The following is a 22,702-nucleotide window of genomic DNA, read 5'->3' as shown; positions in this document are numbered from 1 at the left end:
CACCCGCTCGTCACCGTCGCCCCGGCGCGCGTCCGGTCCCGGTGACGGCGCCGGGACGGCCCGCTCTTATTGCAAAACTTTGGCAACAAGCCTCGACAGGACCGCGACGTGTAACTATCGTCAGCGGCATGACTCCTTACGACCTGGATGTGCGTGCCTGGCAGGAGAGCTGGGACCGCCAGCAGGAGACGTTCATGCCGGACCGGGAGCACCGCTTCGACGCGATGCTCGACGCCGTCGAGGCGGTCGCCGGTGACCGGCCGCCCCGGGTGCTCGACCTGGCCGGCGGCACCGGGTCGATCAGCCTGCGGACCCTGGCCCGCCGGCCCGACGCCGAGGTCACGGTGCTCGACCTCGACCCGGTGCTGCTCACCCTCGCCGGGGCGGCGCTGTCCGGGCGGGCCACCGTGGTGACCGCCGACCTCAACCGGCCCGACTGGGCCGCCGTGCTGCCGCACCGGGACTACGACGCGGTGCTCACCGCCACCGCCCTGCACTGGGTGGACGCTCCGCGCCTGGCCGAGCTGTACCGCGAGATCCGCGACGTGCTGCGTCCCGGTGGCGTGTTCGTCAACGCCGACCACATGCCCGACGACACGATGCCGACGCTCGCCGCCCGTCTCGGCGCACTGGCGAAGGCACGGCGAGACGCCCGGCACCGGGCCGGTGCGGCGCTGTCCTGGCCGGACTGGTGGGTGCAGGCCGCCGACGACCCGGTGCTCGGGCCGCTGGTGAAGAAGCGGCGGGAGATCTACCCGACCGGGCACAGCCCGGAGTGGAGCCCGCCCGCGGCGTGGCACCTGGACGCGCTGCGCGCGGCCGGGTTCGCCGAGGCCGGCGTGCTCTGGCGTGGCGGCGCGGACGCCGCGGTGGCCGCGCTGCGCTGACCCGGGCCGGGAGCGCCGGACCGGCCCGGCGATCAGGCCAGCAGGCGGGCCAGCTCGGTACGCGAGCGCACGCCCAGCCGGTGGAAGACGTTGCGCAGGTGGTGGTCGACGGTCCGGGTGGACAGGCACATCCGGGTGGCGATCTCCCGGTTGGTCGCTCCTTCCGCGACCAACCGGGCGATGTGCAGTTGCTGGCCGGTCAGCAACTGCTCCGGGCCGGGCCGCACCGGCCCGACCGACTCCCCCGCCGCGCGCAGCTCCTCGCCCGCCCGGTCGGCCCAGACGGTGGCGCCGAGCAGGGTGAACGCCTCCCGGGCCCGGTGCAGGTGCGGCCGGGCGTCCCGGGGCCGTCGCCGGCGGCGCAGCTCGCGGCCGAACAGCAGCTCGGTGCGGGCACGCTCGAACCGGTCGGTGTCGGCCGGGTGCAGCCGCAGCGCCGCGTGGAACTCCCGTTCGGCCTCCGGGCCGCCACGAGGGGCGAGCAGCGCCCGGCAGCGCGCGGCGAGGGCCCGCCGCGACGGGCTCGCCGTGCTGCTGGCCCAGTGGTCGAACACGGCGAGCGCGGCGGCCGGCCGCCCGCCGTCGTGGGCGGCGGCCTCCACCAGGTACGGCGTGGCCATCACCTGGACCAGCACCTGACCCCGGCCGGTGCCGGTGCGGGCCAGCTCGGACAGCCGCGCCGCCGCGTCGGCGTACCGGCCGTCGATCAAATCCAGCACGCCGAGGGCCCACCTGGCGTACGCGTCCGGCCGGCTCCCCGGCGCAGCCCCGTCCCCGATCTCGGCGATCCGGGCCAGCGCGGCGTCCCGGTCGGCGCGGACCGCCGCCAGCACGGCGAGGATGCCGAGGTGCACCTGGGCGCACACGTGCTGACCGGTGGCCCGGGCCGCGCGCACGCCCTCGCGGGCGGTCTGCGCCGCGGCCTCGTGCCGGCCCAGCCAGTACTCCGCGACGGCCCGCAGCTCCAGCGCCCGGGGCAGCAGGGACAGCTCGCCGCGCGAGCGGGCCACCTCCACCGCGCGGCCGGCGAGGCGGTGCGCGGGCGCGTCCACCGCGACCAGCAGGGCCGCCGCGGCGGCGCAGACCAGCGCGCCGGGGGTGAGCGTGGGCCCGGTCAGCCGGCTGCCGAGGACGACGACGCGGCGCAGCGCCGGGCCGCCGCGCGCGTGGTCGCCGCGCAGCGTCGCCCCGACGCCCGAGGCGAATGTGGCCAGCAGGTCGAGGCCGGGCGGGTCGCCGGGCCGCCGCAGCGCCTCGGCGCGGCGGGCCACTTCGGCGTACCGGTACTGGTCGCCGGTGACGCAGATGCCCTCACCGGCCCGAACCAGCGCCAGCAGCGCGGCTCGCCGGTCGACCGGCGCGACCGCGTCGGCGGCGGCCAGCAGCGTGGCGACCGCGTCGGCGGGCGCGTCGCAGCGCAGTTGCATGTCGCCGCGCACCAGGTTGGCGGAGGGTGATCCGGCAGGCACGCGCCGCAGCAGCCCGCGCGCCCGGTCCGGGTCGCCGGCGGTCCAGGCGCAGCGCGCCGCCGCGATGGTCAGCTCCGCGGCGCGCCCGGGGTCGGGGTTCAGCTCGGCGGCGCGGCGCAGCACTACCGCGGCGGCGGCCCGGTCCGGCACCTCGTCGACAGCCGAGGCCAGCTCGGCAGCGAGCACGTCGGACGGACAGTCGGCGGCGATGGCGTGGCGCAGCGCCCGGCCCAGCGGGCCCTCGGCCAGCGTGCCGGCCAGCAGCAGGTGGGCCGCGCGCAGGTCGGCGAGCGGCGCGACGGCGGTGATCATCGTGCGGGCCAGCGGGTGCGGGAACGTCACCCCGCCCGGCCCGGTCCGCAGCAGGCCGGCGGCCTCGGCGGGGGCGAGCGCCTCGACGGTCAGGCCGGTCGCCCAGGCGGCGCGGACCAGGATGCCCGGGTCGTCGCCGGGGTCCAGCGCGGCGAGCAGCACCATCCGCCGGGTCGGGACCGGCAACCGGTCCAGGCGGGCCCGGTACGAGGCGGCGAGCGCGCCGTCCACCGGCGGGGTGTCGGGCAGCGACGCCTCACCCCGCCACTGGGCCGGGGTGAGCGTGCCGGCCAGGTCGGCGAGCGCGGCCGGGCTGCCCCGGCTGAGCGTGGCCAGCGCGGCGGCCACCGGCGCGGGCGGGCGGTCCCGGAGCCCGGCGAGCATCGCCCGGCACTCGTCGGCGTCCAGCGGACGCAGCCGATGGGCCGGTACGCCGTCGACGGTGGCCGGGGCGGTCGCGGTCAGCAGCAGTGCCACCGGCAGCCGGCGCAGCCGGCGAGCCACCACGGCGAGCGTCCAGGCGCTCTGCGGATCCCCTGCGTCGAGGTCGTCGAGAGTGCACAGCAGTGGCCGGTCCACCGCTACCGCGGCGAGCAGGGAACGCACTGCCGCGGCCAGGGCCAGCCGCTGCTCGGCCGGGCACCCGTCGCCGCCGAGCGCGCGGCGCAGCAGCCGGCGCTGCCGCACCGGGAGGGCCGCGTCCGCGTCCAGCACCGGGTCGAGCAGGCGGTGCAGCCCGGCGTAGGGCAGTGTCGCCTCGTCGGCCAGGCCGACGCCGGTGAGCACGGCGCGCTCCCCCGCGCACCCGCGGGCGTACGCCAGCAGGGTGCTGCGCCCGGAGCCGAGCGGCCCGTGGAACAGCAGCGCGCCGCCGTCGTCGCGGTCGAGGAGCCGGCGGATCGCGTCGCGCTCGTCGTCCCGCCCCCACAAGGCTATATGCACTGTCGATGCAGAAACCATGCATGCAGTGTCACAGATGGGCAACCCGTCGGAAAAGAGGCAGACATGCTCCCGGGGTGGTCGCCGTGGCGACCACCCCGGGAGCGGACGGGCTCAGGCGCTGGGGCAGGTGTTGCGGTACTCCTGGATCGCCGACCCGCTCGGACCCGGGCAGAGGAACTGCTCGTAGCGGGTGTCGTCGTCGACGAACCGCTTCAGCCAGGCCACCATCTGCTTCGCCGTCGGCGTGTTCGTCGTCTGCGGGAAGAAGTGGCTCGCGCCGTCCAGCTCCAGGTACGCCTTCTCCGAGGACGCCGGGATGCTGTTGTAGAACGGGACCGAGTGGGTCGCCACCGGCGCCACGCTGTCGGTCTCGCCGCCGATGATGAGCGTCGGCACCCGCACCTCGGACCAGGTCTTGTCCAGGTTCCACGGCGCGAGCGGGACGGCGGCCTGCAACGACGGCCGGGCCGCCGCGGCCTCCAGGCTGCCGCCGCCACCCATCGAGTGCCCCGCCACGGCGAGCCGCGAGGAGTCGATGCGGCCCCGCACCGAGCTGCGCTCGGTCAGGTAGTCCAGCGCGGCCAGGAGCTGGCGGCCCCGGCTGTCCGGCTGGTCCAGCCGGGTGTTGGTCTCGATGCCGATCACCACGAAACCGTGCGAGGCGATCCGCGGTCCGAGCCAGCTCAGGCTGGACCAGGAGGCGGTGTAGCCGGGCGAGATGGCGACCGCGCCGAAGGTGCCCTCGGCGGTGCTGGTCGGGTAGTAGATGACGCCGCCGCCGAAGCCGGTCACGCTCAGCGAGGAGACGTTTATCGACGAGGTGGCGAACGGGCCGCGGCTGGCCTCCAGGACGGCGCTCGTGGGCGCCGGGCCGCGCTCGTAGGGGCTGGCCGCGTTCGCCGCGGCCGGGACGGAGAGGGCTCCGCCGGTGGCGAGCAGCGCCGCCACGGCGAGGCGGGCGAGGGCACGGACGGGGGTACGGGAACGGGTGGTGGGCACGTCGGTTACTCCTTGCGCCGGAATTACATCGACATGCGTCAGCATCCGCGCCCGGGCCGCTGGCCCGCATCGGCGAAATCACCGGTCCCTCGGTGAACCGCGCCGTCCGGCATGGCAGGTCGGCCGGGCCCGGTAGGGGATCAGGGCCCGGTGCGCGGCCGTACCGCCGGCGACCAGGTCACGTCGTAGCGCCGGACGGCCACCGCCTCGGCGAACGCGGTCGCCGCCGCCGGGGAACCGGCGATGCGCCAGTCCTTCTCCTTGTCCACCTCGAACCAGATGAGCCCGATCAGGTTCGGATAGCGGGGCAGGGCGCGGAAGGTGTCCCGGATCCACCGCGCCTTGTACCCGGCCGCGTCGGCGGCGCCGGTCTCGGTGACCACGAGCGGCTTGCCGGTGACCTTGCGGATCTCGGCGATCGTCGGGCCGAAGATCTGGTCGAACGACCAGTACGTCCTGGTGAACGCGCCGCTGCCGTAGTAGCCGGTGACGCCGACCCAGTCGACGTACCCGTCGCCCGGGTAGAGGCCGGTGAGCCCGGCGGTGGTCTTGTCCCAGCGGGCGTTCGGGCTCCACACCCAGGTGACGTTCGTGGCGCCGGCCTCGGTGAAGACGTCGTGCACGTGCCGCCAGGCCCGTACGTAGTCGCCCGGGCGGTTGCCGTTGGCCCGCTCACACCAGGGATACCAGTCGCCGTTCATCTCGTGTCCGAAGCGGATGGCGACCGGGTACCCCAGCGACCGGATCCCCCGCGCCCAGGAGCTCAGATAGGCGTCGAAGTCGCCGCCCGCGATGCGCGCCAGCCGGTAGTCCGGCTGGGTGGCGCGCAGCCGGTCGATCTGCCGGTCGGTCAGGCCGGTGCGCCGGGCCGCCCGGTCGACCGTGTGGTCCCACGGCTCCCAGCCGAGCATCGGCATCATGCCCCGCTCGGCGATCCGGTCGAACAGGGTGCGGTCGAACTCGGCCGACGCCCAGTCGGCGCCGAAGAGCATCACCTGCGGCGACCGCCCGGCCGCCTCGGCGAACCGGTCGACCGGCGCGAAGTCGTACGGGCCCTTGTCGGTCATCACCCCGAGGAACGCCTGCCCGGCCGGGGGGAACGGGCCGCCGCGCGGGCTCGGCACGACCGCCGCCGGCACGTCGGTGCTCGCCTGCGGCGTCGCCGGGGCGGGCCGCCGGGCCGAGGCGCCGGCGCCGGGGTCGCGCCACGCGCCGGGCGCCACCACGAAGGCGTACGCGAGCAGCAGCAACCCGGCAAGCGCCAGACCCACCCGGGGCAGCGTCGGCCTCAGCACGGCGCACCGCCGTCGGTCACTGCCCGGGGCACCACCTGGGGCTCACGGACCGTGTCGGCGGCCCGGACCCGGCGGGCCCGCAGGCTCTCCACCCAGGAGATCAGCGGCGGTGCGAGCCCGGTCAGCAGTGTCAGCGCCGGCCAGACCCGCAGCAGCGGGTAGTCGTGATCCAGCGCGAAACTCGCCGCGAGCAGCCCGGCGGCGGCGAACGCCCAGCACAGGTGCAGCCGGAACGTGCGCACCGACTCCACAGTGCGCAGCGCGCCCTTGGCGGTGACCACGAACCCGAGCTTGCGGCGCAGCAGGGCGCCCACCGCGGCGGCCACGTAGACCGGTCCGGCGAACAGGGCCAGCGCCATGCCGGCCATGCCCACCTCCTCCCGCTCGTGCGGGGCGATGTTGAAGCGGCGCAGCCACAGCCAGAGCAGGAACCAGGTGCCGATCGTGCAACCCCACAGCGTCGCCCAGACCTGCGGGTCGAGCCGGCCCGCGTCGACGCCGGTCAGCAGGTACAACGCGGTGGCGGCGTTGCCCAGCAGCAGGCTCACCGCCACGCTCGGGTAGTAGAACTGGAGCAGGCGGTACTGCCAGCGGCGGCGCGACGGCAGGTCGCGCGGCGTACGCAGGTCGCGCCGGAGCAGGATCTCGCAGATCCCGGCCGCCCAGCGCTTCTGCTGGTTGAAGTAGTCCGCCCAGGAGGTCGGCCCCTCGCCGAGCGCCACCACGTCCGGGGTGTAGACACCCTTCCACCGGTTGCCGGTGGCCGGGTTGACGGCGGCGTGCACCCGGATGCTGGTGAGGTGGTCCTCGATGATCGAGTCCTGGTAGCCGCCGACGGTCCGCCAGGCCGCCGGGCGGTAGAGGTGCCCGGTGCCGGTCAGCAGTGGCGCGTCCAGGCCGTTGCCGCCCCGGGCGATCAGCCCGTTGTAGAGGTACTGCTGCACCGAGGCGCCGTGGGCGACGAAGTTCTGGTGCATGTTGCCGTACACCTGGGGGGTCACCACGAACGCGACGTCCGGATCGCGGAAGTAGCCGAGCGTGCGTTCCAGGAGGTTCGGCAGCGGCACGTGGTCGGGGTCGACGTTCGCGACGACGTCGTAGCGGTGCTCGTGCTCGGCCCGCCAGGCGTTGTGGTTGCCGGACTTGGTCCGGGCCCGGAACTCGCCGCCGGGCCGGTTGTACTCGGGCCGGCCCTTGCGGGTGAAGTGGCGTACGCCCAGCCGCGCGGCCATCGCCCGGACCGCCGGGTCGTCGCCCTCGTCGAGGATCCACACGTCGACGTGCCCGCAGTAGACGATCTCCCGGAGCCGGCGCAGCGTCCGCTCGGCGACCTCGATCGGCTCCTTGCTCGGCACGATCGTGGTGAGCAGGGCGACCCGCAGGCCGACCGGCGGGTCGACCGGGACCGGGTCCCGGGCGTGGAAGGCGAACACCCAGACCACCACGTTCTGCGCCAGGCGGATCAGCTCGACGCCGACGACGACGCAGAACGCGAGCCGGGCGGCGGCCGTCTGCCAGCCGCCGAGCCCGACGACGCCCGGGCCGGGCACGTGCCGGGGCAGCAGCAGCCAGCCGACGAAGATCAGGCCGGCGGCGCTGTTGACCAGCACCAGCACGGTCAGCACCAGCCGCGCGGCCACCGAGGCGGTGGGGCGGAACTCGACCGCCGCGTCGGGGCGGCGGGGCGGGCGCAGCGGCCCGGCGGTGGCGCCGCAGCGCGCGTACGCCAAACGGGCGCTGACGTTGCGCTGCCGGCGGTCCGGGTCTGCGGGCGCCCCGGGCGGGGCGGGCGCGGCCGGGCGGGCACCCGGCGTCCCGGCCGTCGTGGCGCGGGACGGGCGTGTATCGGCGGCGACGGCCACGTTTTCCCCCCATGGTCTGCATCCGGCTCAGGAGCCGACCGAATGCTAAGCCGACAATCACCCGCAAAACGGATAATCAGGCAGACATCGCCCGTTTGTCGACAGTCACGACGGGAGCTGCGCCGCCACCGCGAGCAGCGCGACGAGCGCCGGCACGGCAAGGGTGCCGACAGTCCGCGCCCGGGACAGGGCGACCCCGGCGAGCACCGCCCAGGCCGGCACCGTGAACAGCAGGTTCACGGCCGACCAGACCGGCATCACCTGCGCCAGCGCCAGCAGGCCGAGCGCCGGCACCAGCGCCCAGGCGGTGCAGGCCGCCGCCGGGTACCGCAACGGGAGACTGAACAGGGCCAGCCCGGCCAGCACGCCACCGAGCGCGGCGACGCCGAAGAGATCCCCGGGCGTGGCCGCCAGCACGGCGGCGCCGGGTCGCACCCCGGACGCCAGGTGCCCGCCGGCGCGCAGGCCGACGGCGAACAGCGCGGCGACCGGGAGCAGTCCGAGGGCCACGGCGGCCAGCCACCGGACGGCATGGCGGCGACGGAACGCCAGCACGACCCAGCCGTGGCCGGCGAGCAGCAGCAACGCCACCGGCTGGCACAGGCCGAGCAGCAGCACCGCGCCCGCGTAGGGCGCCAGCCGCCGCGGGCGCGGCCGGCCGAGCGTGGGGACCAGCAGCCAGGTGGCGAGCACGGCGGCGAAGACCGCCAGGGCGTACGGCTGCGCCTCCTGCGCGTACCGGATCGAGGTGGGCAGCACCGCGAAGATCACCCCGGCCGGCAGGCCGGCGGCGGGCGTGGCGATCCGGGCGGCGAGCGCGCCGACGAGCGCCGCGGCGCCGACCATGGCCAGCAGCGACGGTACGCGCCACGCGAGGTCCGCCGCGCCGGCCAGCTCCACCCAGCCGCGCATGAGCAGGTGGTACGGTCCGAGCGCGACATCGTCGCCGGTCAGCGCGGCGCCGACGCCCGGCCGGGGCGACGTGGCCGCGCGGCGGGTGACGAGTTCTTCGGCGCTCGGTCCCGACGCGGTGATCCGGGCGGCGCCGAGCACGCCCATCAGCGCCGCCGGCACCAGCCACGCCGCGACGCGCCACCACGTCAGCGCGGCGGCGGATCGGGCGGTTGCCCGGCGCGGCCGGTCCTCGCCCCACGGGTCCTCGACCGGGGCGTCCCCGAGCCGGGGCAGGACCATGGTGTCCGCGTCCATCATCGTGACTCACGCATCCCTGTGGGTGCCGGCGACCGGGTCCAGCCGGCCGGACGGCGGGACGCGGCCCACGCGTGGCGGGCAGCGCCGGACGTCCCGGGTCACGGGCTGGATGACACCTTGGAGCCTAGTGAGTCAAAAGCGACATAACGCCAATATGAGCTGAAAGAGCCCGCCGGCCGCCCCGTGGACGACCGGCGGGCCCGGCTCAGCGGAGATCCGTGGTCGTCCAGCGGGGCGACGCGGCGGTGATCGCCGCGGTGTCACCGGTCAGCGTCGTCCGCGCCTGGACGTCGCGCCGGGCGCTCGTGCCGACCCAGACGTCGATGTCCCCGGGCTCCACCACCCGGTTGAGCGCGCGGTCGGTGAGCGCCAGCCGCGTGGTGGGCACGGTCAGCTCGACGGTGACCGAGGCGCCCGGCTCCAGACGCACCCGCCGGTAGCCGAGCAGCTGCGCCACCGGCCGGGTCACCGAGGCGACCAGGTCGCGGCCGTAGAGCTGCACCACGTCGTCACCGGCGACCGGGCCGGTGTTCGTCACGCGCACCGACACCCGCAGTTCCCCGTCGGTCGGCGCCTCGGCCGGCACGGTCAGGTCGGCGTACGCGAACGTGGTGTAGGACAAGCCGTGGCCGAACGGCGCCACCGGCGTCGCCGGCAGGTTGGTGCCGTTCATGCCCTCCCCCAGCTCCGGGTGCAGGTACGAGTACGGCTGCGCGCCGGCCGAGCCGGGCAGGGTGACCGGCAGCCGGCCGGACGGGTTGACCCGTCCGGAGAGCACGCCCGCGATGGCGCCGGCGCCCTCCTCGCCGGGGAAGAACGTCTGCACCACCGCCGCGCACCGGGTCAGCGCCCAGCCCAGCGCGTACGGGCGGCCGGTGAGCAGCACCAGGACGACAGGCGTTCCGGTGTCCAGCACCGCCTCGACGAGCTGGCGCTGCACGCCGGGCAGCTCCAGGTCGTCCCGGTCGCACCCCTCGCCGACGGTGCCGCGGCCGAAGAGGCTGGCGTGGTCACCGACCACGAGGACTGCCACGTCGGCGGCGGACGCGGTGGCGACCGCCTCGTCGAACCCGGACCGGTCCGCCGAGTCCACCTCGCAGCCGGCCGCGAAGGTGATCCGGTCGGCGCCCATCTCGGCGCGGACCGCCTCCAGCACCGTCGGCACCTCGAAGCCGGTCTCGACGCCCGGGTGGTGGGCCAGCACGTGGTTGAGGAACGAGTAGCAGCCGAACAGCGCGCCCTGCCGGTCGGCGTTCGGGCCGACGACCGCCACCCGGCGGCCCGCCGCCAGCGGTAGCACGCCCTCGTTGGCGACCAGGACGACCGACTCCTCGGCGAGCCGCCGCGCGATCGACCGGTGCTCCGGCGAGTCGAGGTCGATGGGGCCCGGTGGCTCGTCGGCGAACGTCGCGTCGAGCAGCCCGAGTTCCTGCTTCTGCCGCAGGACGCGCAGCACCGCCCGGTCGACGAGCGCCTCGTCCAGCCCGCCGGCCCGCACCGTCTCGGTCAGGGTCAGGTAGGCGTCGCCCGTGGGCAGCTCGATGTCGACGCCCGCGCTCAGCGCCTGCACCGCCGCGTCGGCGTTGTCGGCCGCGACGTGGTGCAGCAGGTCGAGGAAGGCGACGCCGTAGTAGTCGGCCACCACCGTCCCGTCGAAGCCCCACCGGTCCCGCAGCAGGTCGGTGAGCATCGTCGGGTCGGCGGCGACCGGCACGCCGTCGACCTCCGCGTACGAATGCATGACGCTGCGGGCGTTCCCGTCCCGGATCGCCATCTCGAACGGCGGCAGGAGCACGTCGGCGAGTTCCCGGGGACCGGCGTGGACCGGGCCGAAGTTGCGCCCGGCCCGTGAGGCGGAGTAGCCGGCGAAGTGCTTCAGCGTGGCGAGCACGCCCTGCGACTGGAGTCCCCGCACGTACGAGGTGCCGATGGTGCCGACGAGGTAGGGGTCCTCGGCGATGCACTCGTCGACCCGGCCCCACCGCGGATCCCGGATCACGTCGAGCACCGGGGACAGGCCCTGGTGGATGCCGAGCGCGCGCATCGAGGCCCCGATCGCCGCCGCCATCTCGGTGACCAGGTCCGGATCGAACGCGGCGCCCCAGGCCAGTGGCGTCGGGAAGGTGGCCGCCTTCCACGCCGACAGGCCGGTCAGGCACTCCTCGTGCACGATCGCCGGGATGCCCAGCCGGGTGCCGGTCACCAGGTCCCGCTGGAACTTCCACAGCCAGGCAGCGCGGGCCGCGGCGTCGACCGGACGGGTGCCGTAGGCGCGGGTGAGGTGACCCAGCCCGTGCCGGGAGAAGTCGTCGAGCCGGCCGGTGTCGGCGAACTCGCCCTGCAGGGGTGCGACCGCCTCGCCGTCCTCCTTCTCCCAGAACCCGACGAGCTGCGCGACCTTCTCCTCGATCGTCATACGAGCGAGCAGTTCCCGTACGCGCGTCTCGGTGTCGTGCCCGTCCGGCCGGTCGTGGTCCGAACCTGCCCGAGCCGGCCCGCCCACCACCGCGTGGACCTCTGTCATGGTGTGCCTTTCCACTGGTTGTGCTGGTACCGCTGCCGCTCAGCCCTTGACCGCGCCCTGGAGTCCGCCCACGATCTGCTTCTCCGCCAGGGTGAAGAACAGCAGCGCCGGCAACATCGCCAGCGACGTGAAGGCGAGGACGCCCGCGGTGTCCGTGGTGTACTGGCTGGAGAAGTTCTGCACGCCCAGCGGCAGGGTGTGCAGGTTGACGTCCCCGAGGACGAGCAGCGGCAGGAGGAACGCGTTCCAGCTCGCCACGAACGCGAGGATGCCGACGGTGACGACCGCGGGCCGCGACAGCGGCAGCACGATCCGCCAGAGGAAGCCGAGCCGGCCGGCGCCGTCGATGGCGGCCGCGTCCTCCAGCTCCCGCGGGATGGCCGTCAGGAACGGCCGCAGGATGACGATCGTGAGCGGCAGCGAGAAGGCCACCTGCGGCAGGATCACCGCGTAGTAGGAGTTGATCAGGTTCAGGTCGCGCAGCAGCAGGTACAGCGGCAGGATCGCCGCGCCGGCCGGGAACAGCAGGCCGAGGGTGAAGAAGGTGTAGAGCCCTTCGCGGCCCCGGAACGTGTACCGGGCGAGCACGAACGCGGCGGCCATGCCGAGCACCACCACACCGAGCGTGGTGCCCAGCGCCACCACAGCGCTGTTGAACGCCTGCTTCCAGAAGTCGCTCTGCGTCAGCACCCGGTAGTAGTTGTCCCAGACCCACGGGTCCGGCAGGCCGGCCGGGTCGTTCACGATCTGCGGCGTGCTGCGGAAACCGCCGACGATGACGTACACGACGGGTGCGATCGACACGGCCGCGATCGCGAGTGCCAGCGCGTACGTCAGCGGCGTGCTCCACTGCACCGGCCGGCGCCCGGCCGAGGGGACGGATACGGAGTTCACGGCCACTGTCACTTCCCCTTCCGGGTGATGGCGCCCTCGATGTCGCGGTTGAGCAGGAAACGCTGGAACAGCAGCGCCGCGACGAACGAGATGACGAACAGGATCACGGCGACCGCGTTGCCGTAGCCCCAGAGCCGGGCGAAGAAGCCGTTGTCCACCATGTAGGTCGCCATGGTGGCCGAGGCGCCGAGTGACCGCACCGCGGGCACCGAGGTCACCCAGATCATGTCGAAGACCTGCAACGAGCCGATCATCGACAGGAACATCCAGATCCGGATGGTGGGGCCGAGCAGCGGCAGCGTGACGTGGCGCTGAATCTGCCACCAGCTCGCGCCGTCGATCTCGGCGGCCTCGTTCAGCTCCGGCGGCACGTTCGACAGGCCGGCGAGCAGCAGGATGATGGCGAAGCCGACGTACTTCCAGGTGAGGATGAACAGCAGCGTCCAGATCACCACGTCCAGGTCGGCCAGCCACGCCTGCACGAGGCCGCCCAGCCCCACCGACCGCAGCAGCGCGTCGAGCGTGCCTCCGTCGGTCAGGATCAGCTTCCACATGATGCCGACGGTGACCTCGGCCAGCACGTACGGCACGAACATCAGCAGGCGGAACGCCGAGCGCCCGCGGAAGCGGCGGTTGAGCAGCAGGGCGATGCCGAGCGCGACCGGCCCCTGGATGAGCAGCGACCCGAAGACGATGATCGCGTTGTTGCGCAACGCGTCGAGGAAGATCGGGTCCTGGAACGCGAGCGTGTAGTTGCGGAAACCGACGTACTCGGTGGGCGGGCCGACCCCGCGCCAGCGGAACAGGCTGTAGTAGAACGCGAAGCCCATCGGCACCAGCACGAAGAGCACGTAGATGAGGACCGCCGGCGTGGTCAGCCCGATGATCTCGTACCACTTGCGGCGGGTCTCGGCGCGGCGTGAGGCGGCTCGGGCGCCGGACCGGAGGCCCGCCGGCGGCGTGGTCACGCCGCCGGCGGGCATACGGGTCTGCGATGCGGACGTCACTTGCTTGCGGCCGCCTTCATGGCCGAGACAACCTTCTCAGGTGTCCCGTTGCCGGCGAAGATCGCGACGATCGCGTCGTTCATCGCGTTGCCGACGGTGCTGCCGAAGGCCGTGTCGAGCCAGAGCTGCACGTAGGTGGCCGAGGAGGTGGACTCCAGGATGGACTTCAGGGCCGGGTCGGTCACGCCGTCCGCCGCGCCCTTGGCGACCGGCAGGCCGGTGCCGGTGGCGGCGTAGCCCTTCTGCACCTCGGGACTGACGAGGTACTTGAGGAACTCGACGCACTCGGCCGGGGCGTTCTTGGAGCAGGCGAACCCGTCGCCGCCGCCGAGGGCGGCCTTCGGGTCACCGGCGGAGCCGGAGATCGCCGGCACCGGGAACCAGCCGAGGAACTTGCCCAGGGCCGCCTTGTCCGTGGCGACGGTGTCCAGGGTGCCCCGGTTCCAGTCGCCCATCAGCTCCATCGCGGCCTTGCCGTTGGCGAGCAGACCGTTGGCGCTGGTCGGGTCGTTCTGGCCCGGCGTGGCGATGAAGTTGTTCTGGAACGGCTTGGTGTCGATGAAGGCCTTCAGGTCCTGGCCCGCCTTGACGAAGCACGGGTCGTCGAAGGTCCGGTCCTTCGTCGCCTTCTTCAGCGTGTCGACCGAGCAGGCACGCAGCGCGTAGTTGTACCACCAGTGCGCGGCGGGCCACTTGTCACCGGCGCCGAGGGCGATCGGGACGACGTTGATGGCCTTGAGCTTGGTGACAGCGGCGTTGAGTTCCTCGAAGGTGGTCGGCGGCGCCGCGATGCCCGCCTTCGCGAACATGTCCTTGTTGTACCAGACGCCCTCGATGCCCATCCGGTACGGCAGGCCGTACTGCTTGCCTTCCACCTGCCAGATCTCGGCGGCGTTGCCGATGTCGGCCACCTCGCCCTTCACCTGGTCGGTGATGTCCTTGAGGTAGTCGGCCTCGACCTGCTCGCGCATCTCGCCGCCGCCCCACGCCTGGAAGATGTCCGGCGGGTCGTTGCTCAGCAGCGCGGCGGGGAGCCGGGTGCGCTGGAGCTGGTTCGTCTCGATCGCCTCGATCTCGATCTTGACGGTCGGATGGGCCGCGGAGAAGTCCTTTGCGACCTTCTCCCAGTACGTCTTGCCGGGCCCGTCCTGGGAGGCGTTGTGCCACCAGGTCAGCGTCACCGGGTTCTTGTACAGCTCGCTCTCGGCCGCCTTCTCGTCGTCGCCACCACCGCTGCACGCGGAGGCCAGCAGAGCGCTTGTCACAAACAGTGCCAGGACGGCACCAGCACGGCGCTTCATCGTCATAGATGTCTCCTCGACCACTCAGCCGGGTTACCTGCCGGGGAGTTTTACAGGGCTGTAACGTGAAGTCAATCGGTATCGATAACGTTTTCGACATCGTCTTCGATCCGCCGGGAAGGGCCCTCTATCATCGTCGGCGTGGTGTTCCCCCAGCGCGTCAAGATGTCGGACGTGGCACGTACGGCCGGCGTCTCGGTGGCAACTGTATCCAAGGTTGTCAATGGAAGGTACGGCGTCGCGCAGGCCACCGTCGAGCGCGTCCAGGAGGTCATCCGCGAGCTGGGGTACGAGGCCAGCCTGGGCGCGCAGAGCCTGCGCAGCCACCGTACGAACGTGCTGGGCATCCTGGTCGCCGAGTTCGAGCCGTTCTCCACGGAGCTACTCAAGGGCGCGTCCCGGGAGGTCGCCGGCAGCGGGTACCAACTGCTCGCCTACTCCAGCGGGGACGGCGAGGGCGCGGCCATCGGATGGGAGCGGCGCTCGCTGGCCCGGCTCTCCGGCACGCTGATCGACGGTGCGGTGATCGTGACGCCGACGGTGGTCGAGACCAAGCACGGCTTCCACGTGGTGGCCGTCGACCCGCACACCGGCCCGTCCGGCCTGCCCACAGTCGACTCCGACAACTTCGCCGGCGCGGTGCTGGCCACCGACCACCTGCTGTCGCTGGGGCACCGGCGGATCGCGCACATCAGCGGCCGGCCCGACCTGGAGTCGGCCCGGCTGCGGGACGCCGGGTTCCGCAAGGCGATGGCCGACGCGGGCGTGCCGGTGGACGAGCGGCTCGTGCGGGTGGGCGGGTTCCGCACCGAGACCGCCGCCAGCACCGCCGCCGAACTGCTCGCGCTCCCCGACCGGCCGACCGCGATCTTCGCCGGCAACGACCTCTCGGCCATCTCCACGGTGGACGTCGCCCGCGGCCTCGGCCTGCGCGTGCCGGACGACCTGTCGGTCATCGGCTTCGACAACATCCCCGAGTCGGCGCTGGTCGACCCGCCACTCACCACGATCCGGCAGCCGCTGCAACGCATGGGCGCCGAATCGCTGCGCCTGCTGATCGACCTGATCGCCGGCGTGGAGCGGGACACGCACATCCAGCTCCCCACCGAGCTGGTCGTCCGGGCCTCCTGCTGCCCGCTGCGCTGACCCGCCATCTCACCCGCACGGCCCAGGTGATTGACGGGCGGCTATCGGCGTCCGTAATGTTTCGGGCTACTTCCGGAAGGTAGACCGGAAGTTTCGGAAGCCGCTTCGTCCACCCGGGCGCCCGCCGATCCGTTCCACGGCGCGGCGTCCCCGGCACCGTCACCGCCGGCCCCCGGCCGCGCGCACCCTCCCGAGAGGAACGACAATGAAGCTGAGACGCTGGCTCGCCGCCGGCGCCGTCGCCGTCGCGACCGCCACCGCCCTCAACGTCGTACCCGCGACAGCCGGACGACCGTACGATCCGACCGCGCAAAGCCTGCGTGACCTGGCCAAGCGCCACGGCCTGTACGTGGGCACCGCGGTGGACATGGCCGCCCTCAACGACGCCGCCGAGCCGCGCTACCGCGAGCTGGCCGCGTCCGAGTTCTCCACCGTCACCGCCGAGAACGTGATGAAGTGGGAGAGCCTGGAGCCCACCCGGGGCACCTACAACTGGGGCCCGGCCGACGAGCTGATCGAGTTCGCCCGTAAGAACAACCAGCGGGTCCGGGGCCACGTGCTGGTCTGGCACAACCAGTTGCCCGCGTGGCTGACCAGCGGCGTCGCGGACGGCTCGATCAGCAAGGCCGAGCTGCGCCAGATCCTGCGCAACCACATCACCGCGGTGGTCACCCACTTCAAGGGCAAGATCTGGCAGTGGGACGTGGTGAACGAGGCGGTCAGCGACCCCTGGGACACCCCCTCCACCCTGCACTACAAGGGGTTCTGGGCGCAGAACCTGGGCCCCGGCTACATCGCCGACGCGTTCCGCTGGGCCCGCGCCGCCGATCCGAAGGCGCTGCTGTTCTACAACGACTACAACATCGAGGCGTTCGGCTCCGGCAACCCGGCCGACGACAAGACGCAGTTCGTCTACGACATGGCCCGTGAGCTGCGGGCCAAGGGCGTGCCGATCGACGGCGTGGGCGCACAGGGCCACCTGGGCACCCAGTACGGCAACTTCAGCACGCTCCAGGTGGCCGCGGCCCTGCGCAAGTTCGCCGGGCTCGGGCTGGCCACGGCCCTCACCGAGGTGGACGTGCGCAGCCAGATCACCGAGAGGGTGGAGGCCGGCGACTCCGCGGAGATCAACCCGAGGTTGCAGGCGTCAGCGGCGAACTTCAGCGTGCTGATGCAGGCCTGCCTGGCCGAGCGGCACTGCCTGTCGTTCACCCTCTGGGGCTTCACCGACAAGCACTCCTGGGTGCCCGGGGCGTTCTCCGACCCGCCGGAGGGCCTGGCCACCGTCTACGACGAGAACTACCAGCCGAAGCGGGCGTACCACGAACTGAAGGCTGACCTGATCTTCTCCGGTCCGCCCTACGTGCTGCCGCGCGTCCCGCAGCACCCGCGCCGCTGACCCTCACACGGCGGGGCCTGGCCTTCGGGCCGGCCCCGCCGTCGCGGTGTGCCACGGCGGTACGCGCTCACGCCGCCCGGCGCCGGCCCAGTTCCGACTCCAGCCGTCCGATGAGCGTCTTTCGGGCCTTGCCGCCGCGCTCCCGGCGCAGCGCCGCGTCGAGCTGCCGGGTGCCGAGGTCGCGGACCAGCTTGACCGCCTCGGTCACCGGCAACTCGTTGATCTGCCCGGCGGCCGTGGCGTCCCGGCGGGCCCGCTTCGCCGGGCCGGTGTTCGGCACATACTGGCGGCCGGAGCGCGACGCGCGGCGCTTGCGGGTGTCGGTGGCGCGCCGTTCGGTCTCCGACAGTTCCTCCCACGCCTGTTTGGGCAGGTAACGGCGCGTTTCGCCGCCGTTGCGGGCGCGCGTGTCACCGCTGCGGGTCTGCCATTTCTCGCCGCTCCAGCGCTGCAGCGAGCGCTGTCGTGCGTCCTTCGGGCCCTCGAATCCCCCGCCGGCCTTCTTGTACTCGTTCGTCAGCAACTGCGACTTGCGGGCCGACCACTGCCCCGGCCGGCCACCCCTGTCGGAGGCGCGGATCTCGGCCTTGAGGCGCTCCCGCAGTTCCGGCTCGGTGTACTTCGCCATGACGCAGCGTTACCCGGACCGGCGGCGGCCATGCCGGTCAGCGAGGCGCCGGCCGATAGACCAGATCCATCCTGTCGGTGCGGCCGGACCAGTCCAGTCGCAGCCGCCAGCACCCGGCGGCCGGCAGGTCGACGATGGACGGCCCGGGCCCGCCCTCGACCTCCCGGACGACAGGGGTGTCGGTCCCGGCCCGCGTCGCGGTGATCACCAGGGGGGACCGCGGCGCCGGTTCGGACCGGCCGGGCTCGGGGCGGGCCACCCAGAGGATCTTGTTGTTGGCGCCGTCGCCGCGCGCGTACGCCAGCGGGTACGCGAACAGGATCGCCACGATGTCGCCGCTGGTGCCGAGGACGTGCCGCACGCGGGTGTCGCCGGTGAACCCGGCGTCTGCCCAGTCCGGCAGCCGGCCGGTCTCCAGCCGTTCGGCGCAGGCCGCCGGCACGGCCGGTTCGGTGGCAGGCGTGGTGGCCGGGACCGTGCCCGGCGCGCCGGCCGGGACCGCGGCCGGGCCACTGCAACCGGCCAGCAGCAGGACCGGCACCAGCAGGACACTTCTCGGAACGGACATCCGGGCCTCCCCCGTCGACGACTCTCGCCTTCAGGACACCGCCCGGCGCCCCGAGGTTCCCGCCGCGCTCACTCCAGCGAGGACGCGACCTCCAGCGCCTGCTCACGGGTAAGGTCTCCCTCCAGCCGGTAGCTCACCCCGGCCCGCTCCCAGATAAGCGTCGCGGCGGACAACCGCGCGGTGGCGACCCGTTCCGTCCCCGACCGGTCCACGTACGCCAGCGCGTGCGGACCACCGACCCAGATCGCGAACTCGCCGCCGACCTGGGTGGGCGTCACGTCCGCCCCGAGGGACCGCTTGTGGAACACGATGTCGAGCGAGCCGTCGAAGGCGTCCAGCCGGACCGTCCCGCCCCGGTAGAGCAGGCTGGCGACCCGGTGGGCGCCGGTGCCGTCCGGATCGGCGACGAGCACCCGTTCCGGCGCGCCGAGCCGGGCCGGCACCCGGATCGGGAAGCGCACCTGCCGCTGCGCCTCGGCCAGGGCGACCTCGTGCTGCGCGGGCAGCGGCGAGGGCGTACCCGTCGGTGACGGCGCGGGGGCGGTGTCGATGGTGACTCCGGAGAACCGCAGCAGCCCGGTCACCGCGTCGGCGATCGCGGCCCGCCCCGGCGGCAACGCCGCCACGAGCAGCGCGGCGAGGGCGGCGGCCAGCATGTGCCGCCACCGGCGGCGGGGCGCGGGCGCGTCGAGGCGGGCCCGGACCCGGGCGGTGACATCCGGTGTCCGCGCCGGCTCCAGCCAGGCGGTCAGCTCCCGCAACTCCCGTTCCAGGTCATCCACGGTGCGCCACCTCCCGGTCCAGCAGGGCACGAAGCTTCGCCAAGGCCCGGTGGGCCCGGGACTTCGCGGTGCCCCGGGGCACCCCGAGCACTGTGGCTGTCTCGTCCTCGCCGAGGTCGAGCAGGTAACGGCAGACGATCACCTCGCGGTCGCGAACGGGCAGCCGCCGCAGCGCCCTCACCAGCTCCGTCCGGCGCTCGGCCGCCAGCACGGCGTCGAGCCCGTCGGGCACGGTGGCCGCCACGCCCCGATCTGCCGCCGCGCGCAGCGTCAGCCCGTCCCGCCGGGTACGCGTCCGGTGCAGGTTCCGGGTCTCGTTGGCGACGATCGCGAGCAGCCAGGACCGGAACGACGCCTCGGCCCGGTAGCGGGACAGTTTTCGGTACGCCTTCACGAACGCCTCCTGGACCACGTCCTCGGCGTCCGGCCCGGCGCCGAGCAGCACCGCCGTCCGGTACGCGGACGCGGTGTGCCGGGCGACGAGGGCGTCGTACGCCTCCCGGTCGCCGGCGCGTACGCGGGTGACGAGCTCGTCGTCGTCCAGGGCAGCCTCCGCCGTCGGTCCGTATTCATGACACCGCCCGGGGCGGCCGGGTTCCATCCGGCGTTTGACCGGGTGCCGGGCCGGAAAGAGTGGCGGGATGAGCTGGGCGAGAAGAGCCGTACCCGCAGCCGTCACCGCCGTCGCCGCGCTGGCGGCGCGGGACCTGCTGCAACGCGACCACGCGCTGCGCCGCAACTTCCCGGTGCTGGGCCGCGCCCGGTACCTGCTCGAGTCGATCGGCCCGGAGCTGCGGCAGTACATCGTGGCCGGCAACGACGAGGAGCGGCCGTTCACCCGCGACCAGCGCCGCTGGGTGTACGCCTCGGCCAAGCAGGAGAACAACTACTTCGGGTTCGGCACCGACAACGACATCGAGCACACCTCCGGCTATCCGATCATCAAGCACCGCACGTTCGGCCGGGCGGTCCCGCCGTCGGCGCCGGCCGCCGGGCACGACGTGACACTGCCCTGCGCGAAGGTGCTCGGCGCGGCGCGCGGCCGGGCGCGCGCGTTCCGGCCGGAGTCGGTGGTGAACATCTCCGGGATGAGCTTCGGTTCGCTGTCCGGCAACGCGGTGGAGGCGCTGAACCGGGGCGCGGCGCTGGCCGGCTGTCTGCACAACACCGGCGAGGGCGGGCTGTCGCCGTACCACCGCAACGGCGGTGAGCTGGTCTTCCAGCTCGGCACCGCGTACTTCGGCTGCCGGGACGAGCAGGGCCGGTTCAGCCTGGAACGGCTCAAGGACCTCGTCGCGGCCGAGCCGGTACGGGCGCTGGAGATCAAGCTGAGCCAGGGCGCCAAACCGAGCCTGGGCGGCCTGCTGCCGGCGGCGAAGGTCTCCGCCGAGATCGCCGCCACCCGGGGCATCCCGGCCGGACGCGACTGCGTCAGCCCGTCCCGGCACGCCGAGTTCTCCGACTGCGACAGCCTGCTGGACTGGGTGGAGCTGCTCGCCGCCGAGACCGGCCTGCCGGTCGGCATCAAGTCCGCGGTCGGCGACCTGGGGTTCTGGGAGGAGCTGACCACGCTGATGCGCGACACCGGCCGGGGCGTGGACTTCGTGACCGTCGACGGCGGCGAGGGCGGCACCGGCGCCGCGCCGCTGATCTTCAGCGACTCGGTCTCGCTGCCCTTCCAGCAGGGCTTCTCCCGGGTCTACCGGACCTTCGCCGAACGCGACCTGCACGAGCAGGTGGTGTTCGTCGGCGCCGGCAAGCTCGGCCTGCCGGACAACGCGGTGGTGGCGTTCGCGCTCGGCGCCGACATGGTCAACGTCGGGCGGGAGGCGATGCTGGCGATCGGCTGCATCCAGGCGCAGAAGTGCCACACCGACACCTGCCCGACCGGCGTCGCCACGCAGAACGCCTGGCTGGCCCGGGGCCTGGACCCGGCCCGCAAGTCGGTGCGGGCCGCGAACTACATCCGTACGCTGCGCCGCGACCTGGTCAAGGTGGCCGAGGCGTGCGGCGTGGAGCATCCCGGGCTGATCGGCACCGACGCCGTGGAGATCCTCGACGGCCGGACCTCCTCGACCCCGCTGGACCGGGCGTTCGGCTACCGGCCGGAGTGGGGGATGCCGTCGGCAGCGGACCGGGCGGAGATCGTGCGGCTGATGACGGCCGAGGCGCCGCAGGGCGGCAGCGTGCCGCCCTCCCCCACCGCGGTCGGCTAGCCCGGGCAGCGGAAACCCGGTCGGCCGCCGCACCGCCGCGGCGTACAGTCCGCCGCATGGCTGTCGACACGAGGCCGGCGGTGCGCGCCGGCCGATTCCGGCTGCTCCCGCTGGGTGTGGTGTTCCTGACCGTCGGTCTGTCCACCGCCGTGGTGCTGCCGTTCCTGTCGCTGTTCCTCGACCGGGAGGTCCACGCCAGTCCGTTACGGGTGACCGTGTTCCTGATCGTCGCCCCGCTGTCCGGGGTGGTCGCCTCCGCGCTGATCGGCCGGCTGTCGGACCGCCGGCCGATCCGGCGCGCGCTGCTGGTCGGCGCCGCGCTGGCCGGCGTGGTCGGCGCGGGCCTGACCGCGTACGTCCGCGACTACTGGATCCTGCTGGGGCTGACCGCGACCGCCACGGCACTGGCGAACTCGCTGTTCCCGCAGTCGTTCGCGTACACCCGGGCGCTGTTCGACAGGGACGATCCGGCGCGGGCCGCGTTCGGCGTCAGCCTCATGCGTACCGTGTTCTCGCTGGCCTGGGTGGCCGGGCCGGCGCTGGCCGCGGTGCTGCTCGACGTCGGCGGCTTCCGCCTGGTGTACGGCATGGCCGCCGTCATGTACGCGCTGGCCGCGCTGGTGGCCGCGTTCCGGCTGGAGGAGCTGCCGACGCGGCCGGTCGCGGGCGATCCGGACGGCGCCGCGCCCGGCCCACCCGGCGCGTCCCGGCTGCGGCTGGCGCTGACGGCGCTCACGTTCGTCCTGCTCCAGTGCCCGCTGACGGTCGGCGTGCAGGCGATGCCGCTGTTCATCGACACCGAACTGAACGACGACCCCTCCCGCGCCGGGCTGGTACTGGGCCTGTGCGCGGCGCTGGAGATCCCGCTGATCCTCGGGCTGGGCGCGCTGACCGCGCGGGTCCGGCTGCGGCCGCTGGTCCTGGTCGGCGGCGCCTGCGGGGTCGCCTACTACGCGACCGCCGCAGTGGCACCGGGCGTCACGGTTCTGCTGCTCATACAGCCGGTGAACGCGCTGTTCATCGCCGCGGTGTCCGGCGTCGGCATCGCCTACGTGCAGGATCTGCTGCCGGGCGAGCCGGGCCGGGCCACCACGCTGTTCACCAACACGTTCCCGATCGGCGCCATGCTCGCCGGGCCGCTGCTCGGGCTCTCCGCGCAGATCGGCTACCGGTGGGCGTACGGCATGGCCACCGCGCTGTGCGCGGCCGGGCTGCTGGTGCTGCTGCTGACCCGGCCGGCACCCCGGACCTGACCGGCG

The 22,702-nt window shown here is 73.6% G+C and carries 18 protein-coding genes; 5 read left to right on the top strand and 13 right to left on the bottom strand.

Features of this window, described 5'->3' with window-relative positions:
- Positions 1 to 128 precede the first annotated feature (128 nt).
- Positions 129 to 887 (top strand): class I SAM-dependent methyltransferase, encoded by a 759-nt coding sequence (locus tag ACFYO8_RS01690; RefSeq protein ID WP_354863963.1) that lies wholly within the window; start codon positions 129 to 131, stop codon positions 885 to 887.
- A 32-nt stretch (positions 888 to 919) separates the two neighbouring features.
- Here the strand turns inward: ACFYO8_RS01690 and ACFYO8_RS01685 are convergent, their stop codons facing one another.
- The 9 genes from ACFYO8_RS01685 to ACFYO8_RS01645 form a co-directional block, all read right to left on the bottom strand.
- Positions 920 to 3,628: a LuxR family transcriptional regulator gene (locus ACFYO8_RS01685; RefSeq protein WP_355014840.1), complete on the bottom strand. Its 2,709-nt coding sequence runs from the start codon at positions 3,626 to 3,628 to the stop codon at positions 920 to 922.
- Between the two features lie 93 nt (positions 3,629 to 3,721).
- Positions 3,722 to 4,609 carry an alpha/beta hydrolase gene (locus ACFYO8_RS01680; RefSeq protein ID WP_354863967.1) on the bottom strand — a complete coding sequence of 296 codons (888 nt, stop codon included), beginning with the start codon at positions 4,607 to 4,609 and terminating at the stop codon, positions 3,722 to 3,724.
- A 140-nt stretch (positions 4,610 to 4,749) separates the two neighbouring features.
- Entirely contained in the window at positions 4,750 to 5,904 is a 1,155-nt protein-coding gene (locus ACFYO8_RS01675; RefSeq protein ID WP_387256633.1) for a glycoside hydrolase family 26 protein, read from the bottom strand.
- The gene (locus tag ACFYO8_RS01670; protein WP_354863971.1) at positions 5,898 to 7,766 is read right to left on the bottom strand and encodes a glycosyltransferase family 2 protein; all 1,869 of its coding nucleotides are present in this window, start codon (positions 7,764 to 7,766) and stop codon (positions 5,898 to 5,900) included. Before ACFYO8_RS01670 ends, ACFYO8_RS01675 begins: the two co-directional genes overlap by 7 nt.
- Positions 7,767 to 7,871: 105 nt before the next feature.
- Entirely contained in the window at positions 7,872 to 8,978 is a 1,107-nt protein-coding gene (locus ACFYO8_RS01665) for a glycosyltransferase family 39 protein (RefSeq protein ID WP_354863973.1), read from the bottom strand.
- A 205-nt stretch (positions 8,979 to 9,183) separates the two neighbouring features.
- A complete protein-coding gene (locus ACFYO8_RS01660; RefSeq protein ID WP_354863975.1) occupies positions 9,184 to 11,502 on the bottom strand; it encodes a glycoside hydrolase family 3 N-terminal domain-containing protein in 2,319 nt (772 codons plus the stop codon).
- 39 nt (positions 11,503 to 11,541) lie between these two features.
- A complete protein-coding gene (locus ACFYO8_RS01655; protein ID WP_387256632.1) occupies positions 11,542 to 12,408 on the bottom strand; it encodes a carbohydrate ABC transporter permease in 867 nt (288 codons plus the stop codon).
- On the bottom strand, positions 12,405 to 13,403 hold the full coding sequence (locus ACFYO8_RS01650) for a sugar ABC transporter permease (RefSeq protein ID WP_354863979.1): 999 nt from the start codon (positions 13,401 to 13,403) through the stop codon (positions 12,405 to 12,407). The genes ACFYO8_RS01655 and ACFYO8_RS01650 overlap by 4 nt, the downstream gene beginning before the upstream one ends.
- On the bottom strand, positions 13,400 to 14,668 hold the full coding sequence (locus tag ACFYO8_RS01645) for an extracellular solute-binding protein (protein ID WP_354863981.1): 1,269 nt from the start codon (positions 14,666 to 14,668) through the stop codon (positions 13,400 to 13,402). Before ACFYO8_RS01645 ends, ACFYO8_RS01650 begins: the two co-directional genes overlap by 4 nt.
- A 177-nt stretch (positions 14,669 to 14,845) precedes the next feature.
- Between ACFYO8_RS01645 and ACFYO8_RS01640 the strand changes: the two genes are divergently transcribed.
- Complete coding sequence (locus tag ACFYO8_RS01640; protein WP_354863983.1) at positions 14,846 to 15,850, top strand: LacI family DNA-binding transcriptional regulator; 1,005 nt, start codon at positions 14,846 to 14,848, stop codon at positions 15,848 to 15,850.
- Between the two features lie 205 nt (positions 15,851 to 16,055).
- Positions 16,056 to 17,249, top strand: a complete 1,194-nt coding sequence (locus ACFYO8_RS01635; RefSeq protein WP_355014845.1) for an endo-1,4-beta-xylanase — start codon at positions 16,056 to 16,058, stop codon at positions 17,247 to 17,249.
- 67 nt (positions 17,250 to 17,316) lie between these two features.
- Here the strand turns inward: ACFYO8_RS01635 and ACFYO8_RS01630 are convergent, their stop codons facing one another.
- The 4 genes from ACFYO8_RS01630 to ACFYO8_RS01615 form a co-directional block, all read right to left on the bottom strand.
- Complete coding sequence (locus ACFYO8_RS01630) at positions 17,317 to 17,877, bottom strand: DUF5872 domain-containing protein (protein ID WP_354863987.1); 561 nt, start codon at positions 17,875 to 17,877, stop codon at positions 17,317 to 17,319.
- A gap of 37 nt (positions 17,878 to 17,914) precedes the next feature.
- Positions 17,915 to 18,445, bottom strand: coding sequence for a hypothetical protein (locus ACFYO8_RS01625; RefSeq protein WP_354863989.1), 531 nt, complete (start codon positions 18,443 to 18,445; stop codon positions 17,915 to 17,917).
- Positions 18,446 to 18,513: 68 nt separating this feature from the next.
- Complete coding sequence (locus tag ACFYO8_RS01620) at positions 18,514 to 19,227, bottom strand: hypothetical protein (protein ID WP_354863991.1); 714 nt, start codon at positions 19,225 to 19,227, stop codon at positions 18,514 to 18,516.
- Positions 19,220 to 19,828 carry an RNA polymerase sigma factor gene (locus ACFYO8_RS01615; RefSeq protein ID WP_387256631.1) on the bottom strand — a complete coding sequence of 203 codons (609 nt, stop codon included), beginning with the start codon at positions 19,826 to 19,828 and terminating at the stop codon, positions 19,220 to 19,222. The genes ACFYO8_RS01620 and ACFYO8_RS01615 overlap by 8 nt, the downstream gene beginning before the upstream one ends.
- A 40-nt stretch (positions 19,829 to 19,868) precedes the next feature.
- On the opposite strand from ACFYO8_RS01615, the gene ACFYO8_RS01610 reads away from it, so the two are divergent.
- Both ACFYO8_RS01610 and ACFYO8_RS01605 read left to right on the top strand, forming a co-directional pair.
- Positions 19,869 to 21,443 (top strand): FMN-binding glutamate synthase family protein, encoded by a 1,575-nt coding sequence (locus tag ACFYO8_RS01610; RefSeq protein WP_355096717.1) that lies wholly within the window; start codon positions 19,869 to 19,871, stop codon positions 21,441 to 21,443.
- 56 nt (positions 21,444 to 21,499) lie between these two features.
- A complete protein-coding gene (locus ACFYO8_RS01605) occupies positions 21,500 to 22,696 on the top strand; it encodes a sugar efflux transporter (protein WP_387256630.1) in 1,197 nt (398 codons plus the stop codon).
- Positions 22,697 to 22,702: the final 6 nt, after the last annotated feature.

The organism is Micromonospora sp. NPDC005257 (assembly GCF_042872445.1).
Lineage (GTDB): Bacteria > Actinomycetota > Actinomycetes > Mycobacteriales > Micromonosporaceae > Micromonospora.
This window is presented reverse-complemented; position numbering and strand designations above follow the sequence as displayed.

What these genes read in the sequence shown, in the direction of transcription:
- ACFYO8_RS01690 (WP_354863963.1), top strand. Translation starts at nt 129, where the DNA reads ATGACTCCTTACGACCTGGATGTGCGTGCCTGGCAGGAGAGCTGGGAC.
- ACFYO8_RS01685 (WP_355014840.1), bottom strand. Translation starts at nt 3,628, where the DNA reads ATGGTTTCTGCATCGACAGTGCATATAGCCTTGTGGGGGCGGGACGAC.
- ACFYO8_RS01665 (WP_354863973.1), bottom strand. Translation starts at nt 8,978, where the DNA reads ATGATGGACGCGGACACCATGGTCCTGCCCCGGCTCGGGGACGCCCCG.
- ACFYO8_RS01660 (WP_354863975.1), bottom strand. Translation starts at nt 11,502, where the DNA reads ATGACAGAGGTCCACGCGGTGGTGGGCGGGCCGGCTCGGGCAGGTTCG.
- ACFYO8_RS01635 (WP_355014845.1), top strand. Translation starts at nt 16,056, where the DNA reads ATGAAGCTGAGACGCTGGCTCGCCGCCGGCGCCGTCGCCGTCGCGACC.
- ACFYO8_RS01630 (WP_354863987.1), bottom strand. Translation starts at nt 17,877, where the DNA reads ATGGCGAAGTACACCGAGCCGGAACTGCGGGAGCGCCTCAAGGCCGAG.
- ACFYO8_RS01625 (WP_354863989.1), bottom strand. Translation starts at nt 18,445, where the DNA reads ATGTCCGTTCCGAGAAGTGTCCTGCTGGTGCCGGTCCTGCTGCTGGCC.
- ACFYO8_RS01615 (WP_387256631.1), bottom strand. Translation starts at nt 19,828, where the DNA reads ATGGAACCCGGCCGCCCCGGGCGGTGTCATGAATACGGACCGACGGCG.
- ACFYO8_RS01610 (WP_355096717.1), top strand. Translation starts at nt 19,869, where the DNA reads ATGAGCTGGGCGAGAAGAGCCGTACCCGCAGCCGTCACCGCCGTCGCC.
- ACFYO8_RS01605 (WP_387256630.1), top strand. Translation starts at nt 21,500, where the DNA reads ATGGCTGTCGACACGAGGCCGGCGGTGCGCGCCGGCCGATTCCGGCTG.